Below are 13788 nucleotides of genomic sequence, written 5' to 3' on the forward strand. Positions count from 1 at the left end.
CGCGCAGTTCCCCGCGCCCCTGGGGAGTTGCAGGTGACCTAGATTAGAGCGAACTGTCCCTCTGGGCCTTCCTCGTGGTGGTCCAGGACCGAGGCCGGGTGGCGCGACCACTCCGGGGCCGGGAGGACGCCCGCCTTCCGAAGCTCGGCGGAGGTGATGGGGTCGGTCACCGTCAACTCCTCCTGCTGTGGGCCCAGTTCCGCGAGCAGTGCCAACACCGTGATCAGCTCCAGCAGTTCCGACGTCCATGTCTGTTGCCATGTCGGCGGGCGGATCGCCGCCAGTGTGCCCGGTTCGGCGGACTCCGACGTCCGGGACGTGAACCACTCCTCCAGGACGCGTACCCCGCTCACCTCGAAGTCCCAGGACTCGGGCGGTACCGGGGAGATGCGGCCCTCGTCGAGGTGGAGGGTCTCCTCGTCGCGGTCGTAGTGGAGGGTGAGGGGGAGGGGCGGAAGCGGGGCGCGGACGTAGGGGCGTCGGCCGCCGGGGAGTTTGGGGCGGTCGCCGTCGCGGCGGGTCAGCCAGAGGATGCGGTGGCCCAACTCGACGCCGTGGGACCAGAGTTCAGTGTCCGCCGTCAGGGGGACGGTCGGGCCGGGGCGTACCGTCGCCACCGTCCAGGCGAGGACGTCCACAGCGGTGGGGGAGTGGCCCAGGCGGTCGGCGAGGTGTTCCAGCAGGCCCGGTGCCAGGTTCGGTTCCTCACCGCCGGGGCGGCGGTACAGGGGGCGGACGCGGCCGGGACGGAGGACCGGGAGGAGAGATGACGTGAGGACGGGGGGTCCGGCGGTGTTCGGGGACGTCTCCACCACGAAGACCTGGTGTTCGTCCGCGACCCGCCACAACTCCGGGCGGGCCACGTCGATCAGGCGGTGGTCGGGGATCAGCCACTGCTCGTCGAAGGGGGCGTGGAGGACGCGGACCGGTTCCGGGCAGGGGCCGGTGGCGCGGACCAGTTTCTCCGTGCCGCTGGACTGGCCCGGGAGTTGGGTCACCGCGGAGTGGAGGGTGCGGGAGCGGGTCGGCTCGAACAGGGTTTCCCGGTCCGGGACTTCGGCCTTCATCAGGGCGTCCCAGCGGGCTCTCAGGGTTGCCGCGTCAGGAGCCGTCGGCCACCCCCGGCCGAGCCGGATCGGTGCGACGGACCACGGCATGAGGTCCGCGAGCAACGGAGCGTCGTCGTGCGTCACGCTCGGCATCGTACGACGACCTCAGTTCGCGACGTCGAGCGTGACAGAGAAGGAGAATCGATCCCCCCGGTAGTGGATGACGGCCACGTCCAGGACTCTGCCCCGTGTGTCGTAGGTGATGCCCGTGTAGTGCAGGATCGGGCTGAGCAGCGGGACCTGGAGGAGGCGGGCGGTCTCCGGGTCGGCGAGCCGCGCCTCCACCGTGTCCGTGATGCGGCTGATGTCCGCGCCCACGACGTCCCGCAGCACCTTGGTCATCGGCCGGCGGATCAGGTCGTCCGGGTCGAGGCGGGCGGCCAGCTCGGGGCGGATGTGGTTGCGGGCGTGGTTCGTGGGCTCGCCGGTCTTCTCGTCGCAGCGGAGGCGGTGGTACGCCGCGACCTCGGTCAAGTCCGGGAAGTGCTCGGCCAGTTCGGGCGGCACCTGCACCGCACCATGCTCCAGGAGCTCGGTCGTCATGCCGGACTGCTGGGCCACGATCGCGTCGACCGAGCCCAACAGCCGGACCGGCGTGGCCCGTCGGACGTCCGGCTCGATGAACGTGCCCCGGCGGCGGTGCCGGGTGATCAGCCCTTCGTCCTCCAGTTCCTTCAGCGCCTGCCGCATGGTGAGCACGCTGACGCCGTAGTGCCCCGCGAGCTGCTCCTCCGTGGGCAGCCGCAGCGGGTCCTGGGGCGAGCGGCCGAGTATCGAGGCGCGCAGGGACTGCGACACCTGGTACCAGAGCGGCAGCTTGCGGTTCAGGACGATCGAATCCGGGGCGAAGGAGGTCACGGGGCCATCCGTACCGGTAGGGAGGGATCGGTGCAAGGGCCGTGGGCCGGTGGGGAGTTGTCAGTGTGTGGGGCGGAAGTGGCGCTGGAGGCCCTGCCAGACGTCGTCGTAACCCTCCTGGAGGTGGTCGGCGTGCGCCGCCTGGGCCGTGGCCGTCACCGGCCAGCGGGTCTCGAACATGAACGCCAGGCCGTCGTCGATCTTCTGCGGGCGCAGTTCGGCGGCGCTCGCGCGGTCGAAGGTCTCCCGGTCCGGGCCGTGCGCCGACATCATGTTGTGCAGCGAGCCGCCCCCGGGCACGAAGCCCTCGGCCTTCGCGTCGTAGGCGCCCTCGATGAGCCCCATGTACTCGCTCATCACGTTCCGGTGGAAGTACGGCGGCCGGAACGTGTCCTCGCCCACCAGCCAGCGCGGGGCGAACACCACGAAGTCCACGCCGGCCAGGCCCGGGGTGTCCGACGGGGACGTCAGCACCGTGAAGATCGAGGGGTCGGGGTGGTCGTAGGAGATGGAGCCGAGCACATTGAAGCGGCGCAGGTCGTAGGCGTACGGCACATGGTTGCCGTGCCAGGCGACGACATCGAGCGGGGAGTGGTCGTAGGTCGCGGTCCAGAGGTTGCCGCAGAACTTGTTCACCACCTCCACCGGGCCCTCGACGTCCTCGTAGGCGGCGACCGGCGCGTGGAAGTCCCGTGCGTTGGCGAGTCCGTTGGCGCCGATCGGGCCGAGGTCGGGGAGCTGGAAGGGCGCCCCATAGTTCTCGCACACATATCCGCGGGCTGAAGCATCCAGCAGCTCCACACGGAAGCGCACCCCACGGGGGATCAACGCCACCTGTCCCGGCTCCACATGGAGGAGCCCGAACTCCGTGCGCAGCAGCAGCCCGCCGCGCTCCGGGACGATCAGCAGCTCGCCGTCCGCGTCGCTGAAGACCCGGTCCATGGAGGCGTCGGCGTGGTAGAGGTGCACGGCCATGCCGGTGCGCTGGGTCGCGTCGCCGTTGCCGCCCAGGGTCCACAGGCCGGCCAGGAAGTCGGTGCCGGGTGCGGGTACGGGCAGCGGGTTCCAGCGCAGCCGGTTCGGGTCGGGCACCGACTCCGTGAAGGGCGCCGTACGGATCGCGCCGTTGTCGACGCGGGTGAAGGGCGGGTGCGCGGCGGAGGGGCGCACGCGGTAGAGCCACGAGCGGCGGTTGTGCGCCCTCGGCTCGGTGAAGGCCGAACCGCTGAGCTGCTCGGCGTAGAGGCCGAGCGGTGCGCGCTGCGGGGCGTTGCGGCCCTCGGGCAGGGCGCCCGGCACCGCCTCCGAGCTGTGTTCATTTCCGAAACCGGTGAGGTAGGTCAGTCCCTCGGCGGTCTTGCGGACTTCCCCGCTCATCTCTGCTCCTCGCCATCCGAGCCGTCTCATTCCTATGTATCACCGTAGGATTGCGGTTTCGCGGGCGCAAGGGGACGACGAAGGTCCCGCCGAAATCCGACCTTCGGAGGCGAAGAACCAGCCTCAAGGGGGATCCGGCTGTCAGACCGGTGTTCTAGTCTCCCCGGCATGTCGTGGTCGCGCGCACTTCTCACCGCGCTCGCGGTCTGTGCCCTGCTGCTGGCCGGATCGGCGGGCTGCGGTTCCGGTGATGCCCGGGCGCGGAAGGGCGACCGGGTGTCGCCGTCCCCCGTGGGCAAGGTGCTCGACGACACGGACGAGCAGGGCCGGCACTACCGCGAGGTGGGCAAGAAGGGCGCGCCCGAGGTCGGTATCGAGGTGGAGCCCGACGCCTCCGACGACAGCTGGGACGTCCGGCTGACCGTCCACGACTTCCGCTTCTCGCCCGCCGGCGTCAAGCCGGTCGCGGTCGCGGGCCGCGGCACCGTCCGCCTCCTGGTGGACGGCCGTACCGTCGCGCGGCTCCGCGTCCCCGAGTACCGGCTCGCGTCCGACCTCGTCCCGCACGGCACCCACCACGTCACCGCGCGCCTGTACGCCGACGACGGCACCGTGTGGGCCGTACACGGCAAACCGGTGGAGAGCACGGCGGACATCACGGAGTCGGCGGTGCAGGCCACGCCCGACGGCAGCAAGACGCCAGGTTCCGCGCCGACGCGGGGGCCGGAATGAGTGCTATGGGCACCCAGTTCCGTACTGAGGTGCGAGCTTCTCCTGGCCGCGACGGAAAGGCATCATGAAGCCCGTGCCCCACACGACATCGCTCCGTCGTGCGCCCGTGCAGCGGCGCAGCGCCGAACGGCTGACCAGGATTCTCGACGCCTGCGCCGACCTCCTCGACGAGGTCGGCTACGACGCGCTGAGCACCCGGGCCGTGGCCGTGCGCGCCGGCGTCCCCATCGGCTCGGTGTACCGCTTCTTCGGGAACAAGCGCGCGATGGCCGACGCCCTCGCCCAGCGGAACCTGGAGCGCTATACGGAGCGCGTCACCGAGCGCCTCAAGGAGGCCGGTGGCGGGGAAGGGTGGCGGGCGGCGGTGGACGCCGTCCTGGACGAGTACATCGCCATGAAGCGCACCGCGCCCGGCTTCTCCCTCGTCGACTTCGGCAACCAGATCCCGGTCGGCTCGGGCCACGCGGAACCCAACCACCGCGTCGCCGACCGCCTCACCGACCTGCTCTCCGGCTATCTCTCGCGCGAGCCCGACGAGGACCTCCGCCGCACCTTCCTCATCGCGGTGGAGACCGCCGACTCCCTCGTGCATCTCGCCTTCCGGGTCGCTCCGGAGGGCGACGAGAAGGTCATCGAGGAGACCCGGGCCCTGCTGCGGGCGTATCTGGCGCGGGTGCTGGACTGACCCACGGTCCGACAGTCGGGTGGCCCGGCAACCCGGCAGCGGCCGGGCGCCGAGGTCTTGCGGGTATCCGACCTCACCCCGCCACCCCCTCGCCACCATCCGTACCGGTCGGTATGCTCACCGCAAGAGGCAACGACGCCCTTGGGAGGCCCCGTGTCCCGCACCGCCCTGCGTATCTGCCCCCTGTGCGAAGCCACCTGCGGGCTGACCCTCACCATCGAGGGCACCCGGGTGACCGGCGCCCGTGGCGACCGCGAGGACGTGTTCAGCAAGGGGTTCATCTGCCCCAAGGGCGCGTCCTTCGGTGCCGTCGACGGCGACCCCGACCGGCTGCGCACCCCCCTCGTCCGCCGTGACGGCGAGCTGCGCGAGGCCACCTGGGAGGAGGCGTTCGACGCGGTCGCGGCCGGCCTGCGCCCGGTCGTCGAGCGGTACGGCCCCAGCGCCGTCGGTGTCGTCCTCGGCAACCCGAACGTGCACACCATGGCCGGCGCCCTCTACCCGCAGGTCCTGCTCGGCGCCCTCGGCACCCGCAGCGTCTTCACCGCCTCCACGGTCGACCAGATGCCCAAACACGTCTCCTGCGGCCTGCTCTACGGCGACGCCAACGCGATCCCGGTGCCCGACCTCGACCACACCGACCATCTGCTCCTCATCGGCGCCAACCCCCTTGAGTCCAACGGGAGTCTGTGCACCGCCGCCGACTTCCCCGGCAAGCTCAAGGCGCTCAGGGCCCGCGGCGGCACCCTCACCGTCATCGACCCGCGCCGCACCCGCACCGCCAAGCTCGCCGACCGGCACATCGCGGTCCGCCCCGGCACCGACGCCCTGCTGCTCGCGGCGATGACGTACGTGCTCTTCGAGGAACACCTGGTGGACCTGGGGGAGTTGGCCCCGCATGTGCAGGGTGTCGATGAAGTCCGGCATCAGGTAAGGGAGTTCACCCCGGAGGCCGTGGCCGAGGCGTGCGACGTGGACGCCGACGAGATCCGAGCCCTCGCCCGTGAACTCGCCGCTGCCCCAACTGCCGCCGTCTACGGCCGCATCGGCAGCTGCACGGTCCCGCACGGCACCCTCGCCAGCTGGCTCGTCGACGTCCTCAACATCCTCACCGGCAACCTCGACCGGCCCGGCGGCGCCCTCTTCCCGCAGGCCGCGACCGACCGGACACCCCGGCCCGCCGGACCGGGCCGCGGCTTCGCGCTCGGGCGCTGGCACTCCCGGGTGAGCCAATACCCGGAAGCGAAGGGCGAGTTGCCGCTCTCCGCGCTCGCCGAGGAGATCGACACCGCGACCGCCGAGGGCGAACCGATCCGCGCGCTGATCGCCGTAGCCTCCAATCCGGTGCTCTCCGCACCGGACGGCGCCCGCCTCGACAAGGCCCTCGACTCGCTCGACTTCATGGTCAGCGTCGACCCGTACCTCAACGAGACCGCGCGCCACGCCGATGTCGTCCTGCCGCCGCCCCCGCCCTCCCAAAGCCCGCACCACGACTTCGCGTTCAACACCCTCGCCGTCCGCAACCAGGTCCGCTACTCCCGCCCCGCGGTCCCGCTGGAGCCCGGCCGGATGGCCGAGACCGAGATCCTGGCCCGGCTGATCCTCGCCGCGACCGGCATGCACGGCGCCGACCCGGCCGCCGTCGACACGATGGTCGTCGACCAGACCCTCGCCAAGGCCGTCGAGGACCCCAACTCGCCCGTCCACGGCCGCGATCCGCACGAGGTCGCCGCTCAACTCACCGGCGACACCGGCCCCGAGCGCCGGCTCGACATGATGCTGCGCCTGGGCCCCTACGGCGACGGCTTCGGCGTACGACCGGACGGGCTCACCCTCCAGCAACTGCTCGCGCACCCGCACGGCATCGATCTGGGCCCATTGACGTCGCGCCTGCCGCAGCCGTTGAAGACCCGTAGCGGGAAGGTCGAACTGCTGCCGCAGCCGATCGCCGACGACCTGCCCCGGCTCCGGCAGGCCATGAGCGAGCGCGCGGACGGGCTGGTCCTCGTCGGGCGGCGCCACCTCCGCTCCAACAACAGCTGGATGCACAACGTCCCCGCCCTCACCGGCGGCACCAACCGCTGCACCCTGCACATCCACCCCGAGGACGCGGAACGCCTCGGCGTGACCGACGGAGCGCCGGTCCGGGTGAAGGGCGCCGGGGGAGAGGTGACCGCCCCGGCCGAGATCACGGACGGTCTGCGGCGCGGAGTGGTGAGCCTTCCGCACGGCTGGGGACACGACCGCCCCGGCACCCGGCTGGGCCACGCGTCCGCCGATCCGGGCGTCAACGTGAACCAGCTGCTCGACGGCAGTCTCCTCGACCCGCTGTCGGGCAACGCGGTGCTCAACGGAGTGCCCGTGGAGGTCGCCGCGCTCAGCGCACCGCTGTGACCTGGAGTTTTGCGCTTATTGCTCGCGCGTCAACATCTTGTTAACGCAGCTTTGCGCGACCTAACGTCATCGCACTGCCGTCCCTGGTGGGAGTTCAAAGGCGAACGTTAGGTGTTCCACTCATGCTGACCATCCTCGGCTTCACCATGATCGCGACCTTCCTGGTCCTGATCATGCTGAAGAAGATGTCGCCGATCGCGGCGCTCGTCCTGATACCGGCGCTGTTCTGCGTCTTCGTCGGAAAGGGCGCCAGGCTCGGCGACTACGTCATCGACGGCGTCACCAGCCTCGCGCCCACCGCGGCGATGCTCATGTTCGCGATCGTCTACTTCGGTGTGATGATCGATGTCGGCCTGTTCGACCCGATCGTCCGGGGGATCCTGAAGTTCTGCAAGGCGGATCCGCTGCGCATCGTGGTCGGTACGGCGGTCCTCGCCGCGATCGTCTCCCTGGACGGCGACGGCTCGACCACCTTCATGATCACCGTCTCGGCGATGTACCCGCTGTACAAACGCCTGAAGATGAGCCTGGTCGTGATGACCGGTGTCGCCGCGATGGCCAACGGCGTGATGAACACGCTCCCCTGGGGCGGCCCGACCGCCCGCGCCGCGACCGCCCTCAAGCTCAACGCCAGCGACATCTTCGTCCCGATGATCCCGGCCCTCGCCGTGGGCCTGCTGGGCGTCCTCGTCCTCGCCTACGTCCTCGGCCGCCGCGAGCGCAAGCGGCTCGGGGTGCTGACGCTGGACGAGGTCCTGGTCGAGCAGCCCGCCGAGTCGGAGACGGTGCTCGTGGGAGCCGGCGGCGGAGAGGGCAACAAGCGGGCGCGGACCGGCGGTTCGGGCTCCGGCACGGACGCGGAGGCCGAACTGCCCGACGAGGACGACGGTTTCCGGGGCCTCGACCCCAACAGGGCGACCCTGCGCCCCAAGCTCTACTGGTTCAACGCGCTGCTCACGGTCACCCTGCTCACCGCCATGATCATGGAGTGGCTGCCGATCCCGGTCCTGTTCCTGCTCGGTGCCGCGCTCGCCCTGACCGTCAACTTCCCCCACATGCCCGACCAGAAGGCCCGCCTCGGTGCCCACGCGGAGAACGTCCTCAACGTCTCCGGCATGGTCTTCGCCGCCGCCGTCTTCACCGGCGTCCTCCAGGGCACGGGCATGGTCGACCACATGGCGACCTGGCTCGTCGACAACATCCCCGACGGCATGGGCCCGCACATGGCCTTCGTCACCGGTGTGCTCAGCATCCCGCTCACGTACTTCATGTCGAACGACGGCTTCTACTTCGGCATCCTCCCGGTGCTCGCCGAGGCGGGCCAGGCCCACGGCGTCTCCTCGCTGGAGATCGCCCGCGCCTCCCTCGTCGGCCAGCCCCTGCACATGTCGAGCCCGCTGGTGCCCGCCGTGTACGTCCTGGTCGGCATGGCCAAGGTGGAGTTCGGCGACCACACCAGGTTCGTGGTCAAGTGGGCGGCCCTGACATCGCTCGTCGTCCTCGGGGCAGGAATCCTGTTCGGCATCATCTGACTTACACGACAAGGGACTTGACCATGACGCCCGGCAGGAACCGCGGCTGGCTGCTGCGCCTCGTCATCGCCTTCGGCTTCGCGCAGGGGGCGGTGTCGATGGCCCGCCCCGCGGTGTCCTACCGGGCCCTCGCCCTCGGCGCGGACGAGCGGGCGATCGGTGTCATCGCGGGCGTGTACGCGCTGCTCCCGCTCTTCGCCGCCGTACCGCTCGGCCGCCGCACCGACCACGGCCGCTGCGCACCCCTGCTGCCCGTCGGCGTGGTCCTGATCTCCGGCGGCTGCGCACTGAGCGGACTGGCCGACTCCCTCTGGGCGATGGCCATGTGGAGCGGGGTGATGGGCCTGGGTCACCTCTGCTTCGTGATCGGCGCCCAGTCGCTTGTCGCCCGTCAGTCCGCGCCGCACGAACAGGACCGCAACTTCGGCCACTTCACCATCGGCGCCTCGCTCGGCCAACTCGTCGGCCCCATCGCCGCGGGCGCCCTGATCGGCGGCTCCGACATGGCCGGCACCAGCGCCCTCGCCCTGCTCGTCGCGGGCGCGGGCGCCGCCGTGTCGTTCACGTCCCTGTGGCGCATCGAGGACCGTACGGCCGTCAAGTCCCGTACGGCACAAGGCGATCGCGTGCCCATGCGGAGCATCCTCGGCGCCCGGGGTGTCCCCGCGGGCATCTTCGTCAGCCTCTCCGTGCTGTCCGCGACCGACATCCTCACCGCCTACCTCCCGGTGGTCGGCGAACACCGGGGCATCGCGCCCTCGGTGATCGGTGTGCTGCTCAGCATCCGCGCGGCGGCCACCATCGCGTGCCGCCTCGTCCTCACCCCGCTCCTCCAACTCCTCGGCAGGGCAGCCCTGTTGACGGCGACCTGCCTTCTCGCGGGCATCCTGTGCGCGGGCATCGCGCTGCCGGTTCCCGTGTGGGCGATCGGCCTGATGCTCGCCGTGCTCGGCTTCTGTCTCGGCGTCGGCCAGCCGCTCTCCATGACGACGGTCGTCCAGGCGGCTCCCGACGGTGCCCGTTCCACCGCGCTCGCGCTGCGCCTCACCGGCAACCGGCTCGGCCAGGTCGCCGCGCCAGCCGGCGCGGGCCTCGTCGCCGGGGTCGCGGGCGTGGCGGCGCCGTTCGTGATGCTCGGCGCGCTGCTGGTGCTCTCGGCGGGCGCCGCGCTGCGGTCGCCGGGCGGTGCCGTCCGAGAGCGGACGGCGACCGGCGGCGAGCGGCGCGGGCGGCCGTCCTTGAGCCGGAAGGGCGATATCTAGGGCTGTCTGACGGCGCGTACGGCGCTGCGCACACATTCGGCGGGCCGGATGTGAGAGGGAATCAGGCTAAAGAGTAATTCGTACGATAATCGCCTGATTCGGAGGGCTGTTCATGCCGACCTCATTCCTGCCCCGTCGAGCCGCCGCCTGGACGGTGCTCGCCGCCGCGGCGACCGTCGTCTCCGGCGCGCCCGCCGCGGTCGCCGCCCCCGGTGACAACGGAGACGTCAAGATCCACGAGGTGGGCACGCCCTTCGACGACCAGCGCAACGAGCCGAAGGTCTGCGACTTCTACCTCGACGCGTTCAACTTCGACACGGTCCAGCAGGTCACCTGGTCCATCGAGACCCAGCCGCCGGTCCTGGGCGGCGCGACCCGTACCGGCTCCATCACGCTCACGACCGGCACCGGCCACACCATGCCCATCGCGACGCTCCCGAACGGCATGTACAAGCTGACCTGGAACTTCGTCGGCGAGCACGGCGCGGGCAAGCACAAGGTCTTCAAGGTCGACTGCCCGACGCCACCGCCCGGCGGCGGTCCCGGCGGTGGCACGGGTGGTGGCACAGGCGGCCCCGGTGGCGGCACCGGCGGACCGGGTGGCGGACCCGGCGGTCCCAACGGCGGCCCGCCGGCCGGTGGCGGCGGCCTGGCCCGGGAAGCGGCCCTGACCCCGCTCGCGGGCGCCGCCGCGGTGGGCCTGACCGCGGTCGGCGGAGTGGTCTGGTTCCGGCTTCGCCGCCGTCCCCACGGTGCGTCCTGAGCGGATGCGATGAATCCGAGTCCCACCCCGCGCCCCACCCGGGCGCGGGGCGCCGACACCGTGCGCCTGCGCCAGGGGCCGCGACCGTCCGTCCAGGGTCGGCGGCCCCCTGAGCGCGCCTTCCGCCAGGTACCGGGCCGCACCGCCACCCGCGGGACACCGGGCCGATCCACCACCCACATGGTGCGGCGTCGCCGTCCCTGGTATCGGACGCGTGCCTACCGGCTCGCGCGGACCGTCGTGCTGGCCGTTGTGGTGATGGTCGGCGGTGCCCGGTGCGCCGGGGGCGTGGGCCCCAGCGGCCAGGCCCGGGCGACGCCGTCTGTCACGGACGCCTCAGGCCCGGACCGGGAGGCCGCGTCGGCCATGGGCGCTTCCGGTCCCGCCCCGGCGGCTGCATCACCCACGGGCACCCCCGGTCCACCCGGGGTGGCTCCCTCGGTCCCGGACACCCGCACCGACGCGCGCGGCGGGCAACACCCGCCCCCGGCGCACCCCGTGACCCGCCCCGGCCGCCCGGCATCATCGCCGGGCCCCCTCCCGCGCTCGGCCGCGACCGGTCTCGTCATCCCCTACCTCGATGTCGACGCCCCGGTCGTCCCGCTCCGGCTCGGCAGCGGACGACGCATGTCCGCGCCGCCGGACGACGACTCCAAGCAGGTGGGCTGGTACGCGGACGGGCCCGCCCCGGGCGAACAGGGCACCGCCGTCGCCGTCGGGCATCTCGACACCATGACCGGCCCCGCCGTCTTCGCGGGCCTCGGCGAACTCAGGCCCGGCCGGCTGATCGAGGCCCGCCGCGCCGACGGCCGGACCGCCGTGTACACGGTCGACGCGGTGAAGACGTACGAGAAGGCGCACTTCCCCGACCGGGAGGTGTACGGCGCCCGCGGCCGGCCCGAGCTCCGCCTGATCACCTGCGGTGGCAGCTTCGACCACCGGACCGGCTACTCGGGCAACACCGTCGTGTTCGCCCACCTCACCGCGACCCGCGAACACGGCCGTACGCGCTGAACGTGATCGTCCGTTTTCTCACCACCCGGACCGACCCGCCCGATCCCGTCCGGTCTCTTCCCCCGGGCGCGCACATTCCGTTAACTTCCGTGACTCACAAGCCTCGTACGACCCGTACGGGGCGGTCCGACCGCGGAGCCCCCGGGGGCACTCGTCATGACACGCGCCATCTCCCTGCACGACGTGAGCAAGGCCTACCAGCGAGGCGCCCGCGTGGTGGACCGGCTGTCGCTGGACATCGCGCCGGGGGAGTTCCTCGTGCTGCTCGGGCCGTCCGGGTGCGGCAAGTCGACCGTGCTGCGCATGATCGCGGGCCTGGAGGAGATAACGGAGGGCGAGTTGCGGCTCGACGGCGAGTACTCCAACGAACTCGCCCCCTCCGAACGGGACATGGCGATGGTCTTCCAGAACTTCGCCCTCTACCCGAGCATGACCAGCCGCGACAACATCGGCTTCCCGCTGCGCATCGAGGCCCCCGGCACCGACCCGCGCCCGCGCGTGGACGCCACCGCCCGCATGCTCGGCATCGAGGAACTCCTCGACCGCTTCCCCAGCCAGCTCTCCGGCGGCGAACGCCAGCGCGTCGCGATGGGCCGGGCCATCGCCCGCCACCCCTCCGCGTTCCTGATGGACGAACCGCTCTCCAACCTCGACGCCAAACTCCGCAACCACCTGCGCGCAGAAATCTCCTCCCTCACCCGCGAGTTGGGCGTCACCACGGTCTACGTCACCCACGACCAGGCCGAGGCCATGTCGCTCGGCGACCGGGTCGCCGTCCTGCGCGGCGGAGTCCTCCAGCAGGTCGGCAGCCCCCGCTCGGTGTACGCGCTGCCCCGCAACGTCTTCGTCGCCGCCTTCATCGGCACCCCCCGCATCAACCTCCTGCGCGGCCTGGTCCGGGCCCCGTTGGACGGCGCGATGACCATCAGCCTCGGCAAGCAGTACCTCAGACTGCCCGAACCCCTGTGCCTGGACCACCAGTTGCTCCGCGTCCAGCAGGGCCGCGAGGTCATCGTCGGCCTGCGCTCCGAGGCGATCCGGATCGCCAAGCCCGCCGCCGCCCGCCCCGGCGAGGTGGCGATCAGCGGCCTGGTCGAGCACGTGGAGTTCCAGGGCCACGAGGTCCTCGTCCACTTCAACACCGGCTCCCGGCCCGCCGTCGTACCGGAGTTGGAGGCCCCGCGCCCCAACCGCCCGGCCCGGCGCCGCCGACGCGAGGGTGGTGTCCTGGGCCGGCTGCGGGAGCGCGCAGGCGTGCTGCGCGCCGGGCCGGTCGTCGTACTCGACCACCCCACGGACAGGGAACCCGAGCTCGTACCGCCCGAGGGCCGCCTCCCCGGCGACCTCGTCGTCCGCACCACCCCGGACATCCAGCTCCGCCACGGCATGCAGGTCCCGCTCCTCGTCGACATCGCCCACCTGTTCGTCTTCGACCAGCACGGCGAACGGATCTCGCCCGCCCCGGCGCGGCTGCCCGACCTGGACGAGTGAGGACCGGTACGGATGGGCGCATGAACGTGCACCTCACCCGAAACCGGGCAGCCCTCGCGATCGCCGGCCTCCTCCTGGCCGCGGCAGCCCCGACCGCCTACGCGGGCTTCGACACGGAGACCGCCCCCGCGCCGACGCGCGGAACGCCGTACGTCGAGACGCAGCTCTTCTTCGGCACCGACCGGCCGGACGGTGGACCGGCCGTCACCGACCGGCAGTTCATGGCCTTCGTCGACAAGGAGGTCACGCCGGACTTCCCGGACGGGCTCACCGTGCAGAGCGGGCGCGGGCAGTGGCGGGACGCGAACGGGCGGATCGAGAAGGAGCGGTCGTACGAGCTCATCCTGCTGTATCCGGTGACGGCGGCGGGTGCCGGCGACCGGAAGATCGAGGAGATCCGGCGGGCGTACGAGAAGGCCTTCGCGCAGGAGTCGGTGGGGAGGGTGGACGACCGGACCCGGGCCGATTTCTGACCCGGCCGCGCGCCCGTGACCGGGGACCTCCGGACACTCGTGACCGGGGTCTCTGGCGCCGGAAAACTAACACCGCTAGTTTGTGGGGCGGACGACGC

The 13788-nt window shown here is 71.7% G+C and carries 12 protein-coding genes; 9 read left to right on the plus strand and 3 right to left on the minus strand.

Annotated elements, in window-relative coordinates; translation table 11 throughout:
- Window positions 1–38: 38 nt before the first annotated feature.
- The 3 genes from ACQHII_RS37515 to hmgA are packed head-to-tail and all read right to left on the minus strand — an operon-like array spanning window position 39 to window position 3344.
- A complete protein-coding gene (locus tag ACQHII_RS37515) occupies window positions 39–1202 on the minus strand; it encodes a type ISP restriction/modification enzyme (protein ID WP_427923432.1) in 1164 nt (387 codons plus the stop codon).
- A gap of 12 nt (window positions 1203–1214) precedes the next feature.
- Window positions 1215–1967 (minus strand): GntR family transcriptional regulator, encoded by a 753-nt coding sequence (locus ACQHII_RS37520; protein WP_427923433.1) that lies wholly within the window; start codon window positions 1965–1967, stop codon window positions 1215–1217.
- A gap of 60 nt (window positions 1968–2027) precedes the next feature.
- A complete protein-coding gene (gene hmgA / locus ACQHII_RS37525; protein ID WP_427923434.1) occupies window positions 2028–3344 on the minus strand; it encodes a homogentisate 1,2-dioxygenase in 1317 nt (438 codons plus the stop codon).
- A gap of 168 nt (window positions 3345–3512) precedes the next feature.
- Between hmgA and ACQHII_RS37530 the strand changes: the two genes are divergently transcribed.
- The 9 genes from ACQHII_RS37530 to ACQHII_RS37570 all read left to right on the plus strand — a co-directional run bounded on the left by ACQHII_RS37530 (window position 3513) and on the right by ACQHII_RS37570 (window position 13690).
- Entirely contained in the window at window positions 3513–4076 is a 564-nt protein-coding gene (locus tag ACQHII_RS37530) for a hypothetical protein (RefSeq protein ID WP_427923435.1), read from the plus strand.
- A 64-nt stretch (window positions 4077–4140) separates the two neighbouring features.
- Window positions 4141–4761, plus strand: a complete 621-nt coding sequence (locus tag ACQHII_RS37535; protein ID WP_427923436.1) for a TetR family transcriptional regulator — start codon at window positions 4141–4143, stop codon at window positions 4759–4761.
- Between the two features lie 153 nt (window positions 4762–4914).
- Window positions 4915–7155 carry a molybdopterin oxidoreductase family protein gene (locus tag ACQHII_RS37540; RefSeq protein ID WP_427923437.1) on the plus strand — a complete coding sequence of 747 codons (2241 nt, stop codon included), beginning with the start codon at window positions 4915–4917 and terminating at the stop codon, window positions 7153–7155.
- 122 nt (window positions 7156–7277) lie between these two features.
- The gene (locus ACQHII_RS37545; RefSeq protein WP_427923438.1) at window positions 7278–8687 is read left to right on the plus strand and encodes a CitMHS family transporter; all 1410 of its coding nucleotides are present in this window, start codon (window positions 7278–7280) and stop codon (window positions 8685–8687) included.
- Between the two features lie 23 nt (window positions 8688–8710).
- Window positions 8711–9949: an MFS transporter gene (locus tag ACQHII_RS37550; protein WP_427923439.1), complete on the plus strand. Its 1239-nt coding sequence runs from the start codon at window positions 8711–8713 to the stop codon at window positions 9947–9949.
- 112 nt (window positions 9950–10061) lie between these two features.
- Window positions 10062–10712 (plus strand): hypothetical protein, encoded by a 651-nt coding sequence (locus tag ACQHII_RS37555; RefSeq protein ID WP_427923440.1) that lies wholly within the window; start codon window positions 10062–10064, stop codon window positions 10710–10712.
- Between the two features lie 9 nt (window positions 10713–10721).
- Window positions 10722–11726 (plus strand): class F sortase, encoded by a 1005-nt coding sequence (locus tag ACQHII_RS37560; RefSeq protein ID WP_427923441.1) that lies wholly within the window; start codon window positions 10722–10724, stop codon window positions 11724–11726.
- 156 nt (window positions 11727–11882) lie between these two features.
- Window positions 11883–13217 (plus strand): ABC transporter ATP-binding protein, encoded by a 1335-nt coding sequence (locus ACQHII_RS37565; RefSeq protein WP_427923442.1) that lies wholly within the window; start codon window positions 11883–11885, stop codon window positions 13215–13217.
- Window positions 13218–13237: 20 nt separating this feature from the next.
- Window positions 13238–13690 (plus strand): DUF3574 domain-containing protein, encoded by a 453-nt coding sequence (locus tag ACQHII_RS37570; RefSeq protein WP_427923443.1) that lies wholly within the window; start codon window positions 13238–13240, stop codon window positions 13688–13690.
- The last annotated feature ends 98 nt before the right edge of the window (window positions 13691–13788 follow it).

Source organism: Streptomyces sp. cg40 (genome assembly GCF_050320165.1).
GTDB classification, from domain to species: Bacteria; Actinomycetota; Actinomycetes; order Streptomycetales; family Streptomycetaceae; genus Streptomyces; species Streptomyces hokutonensis.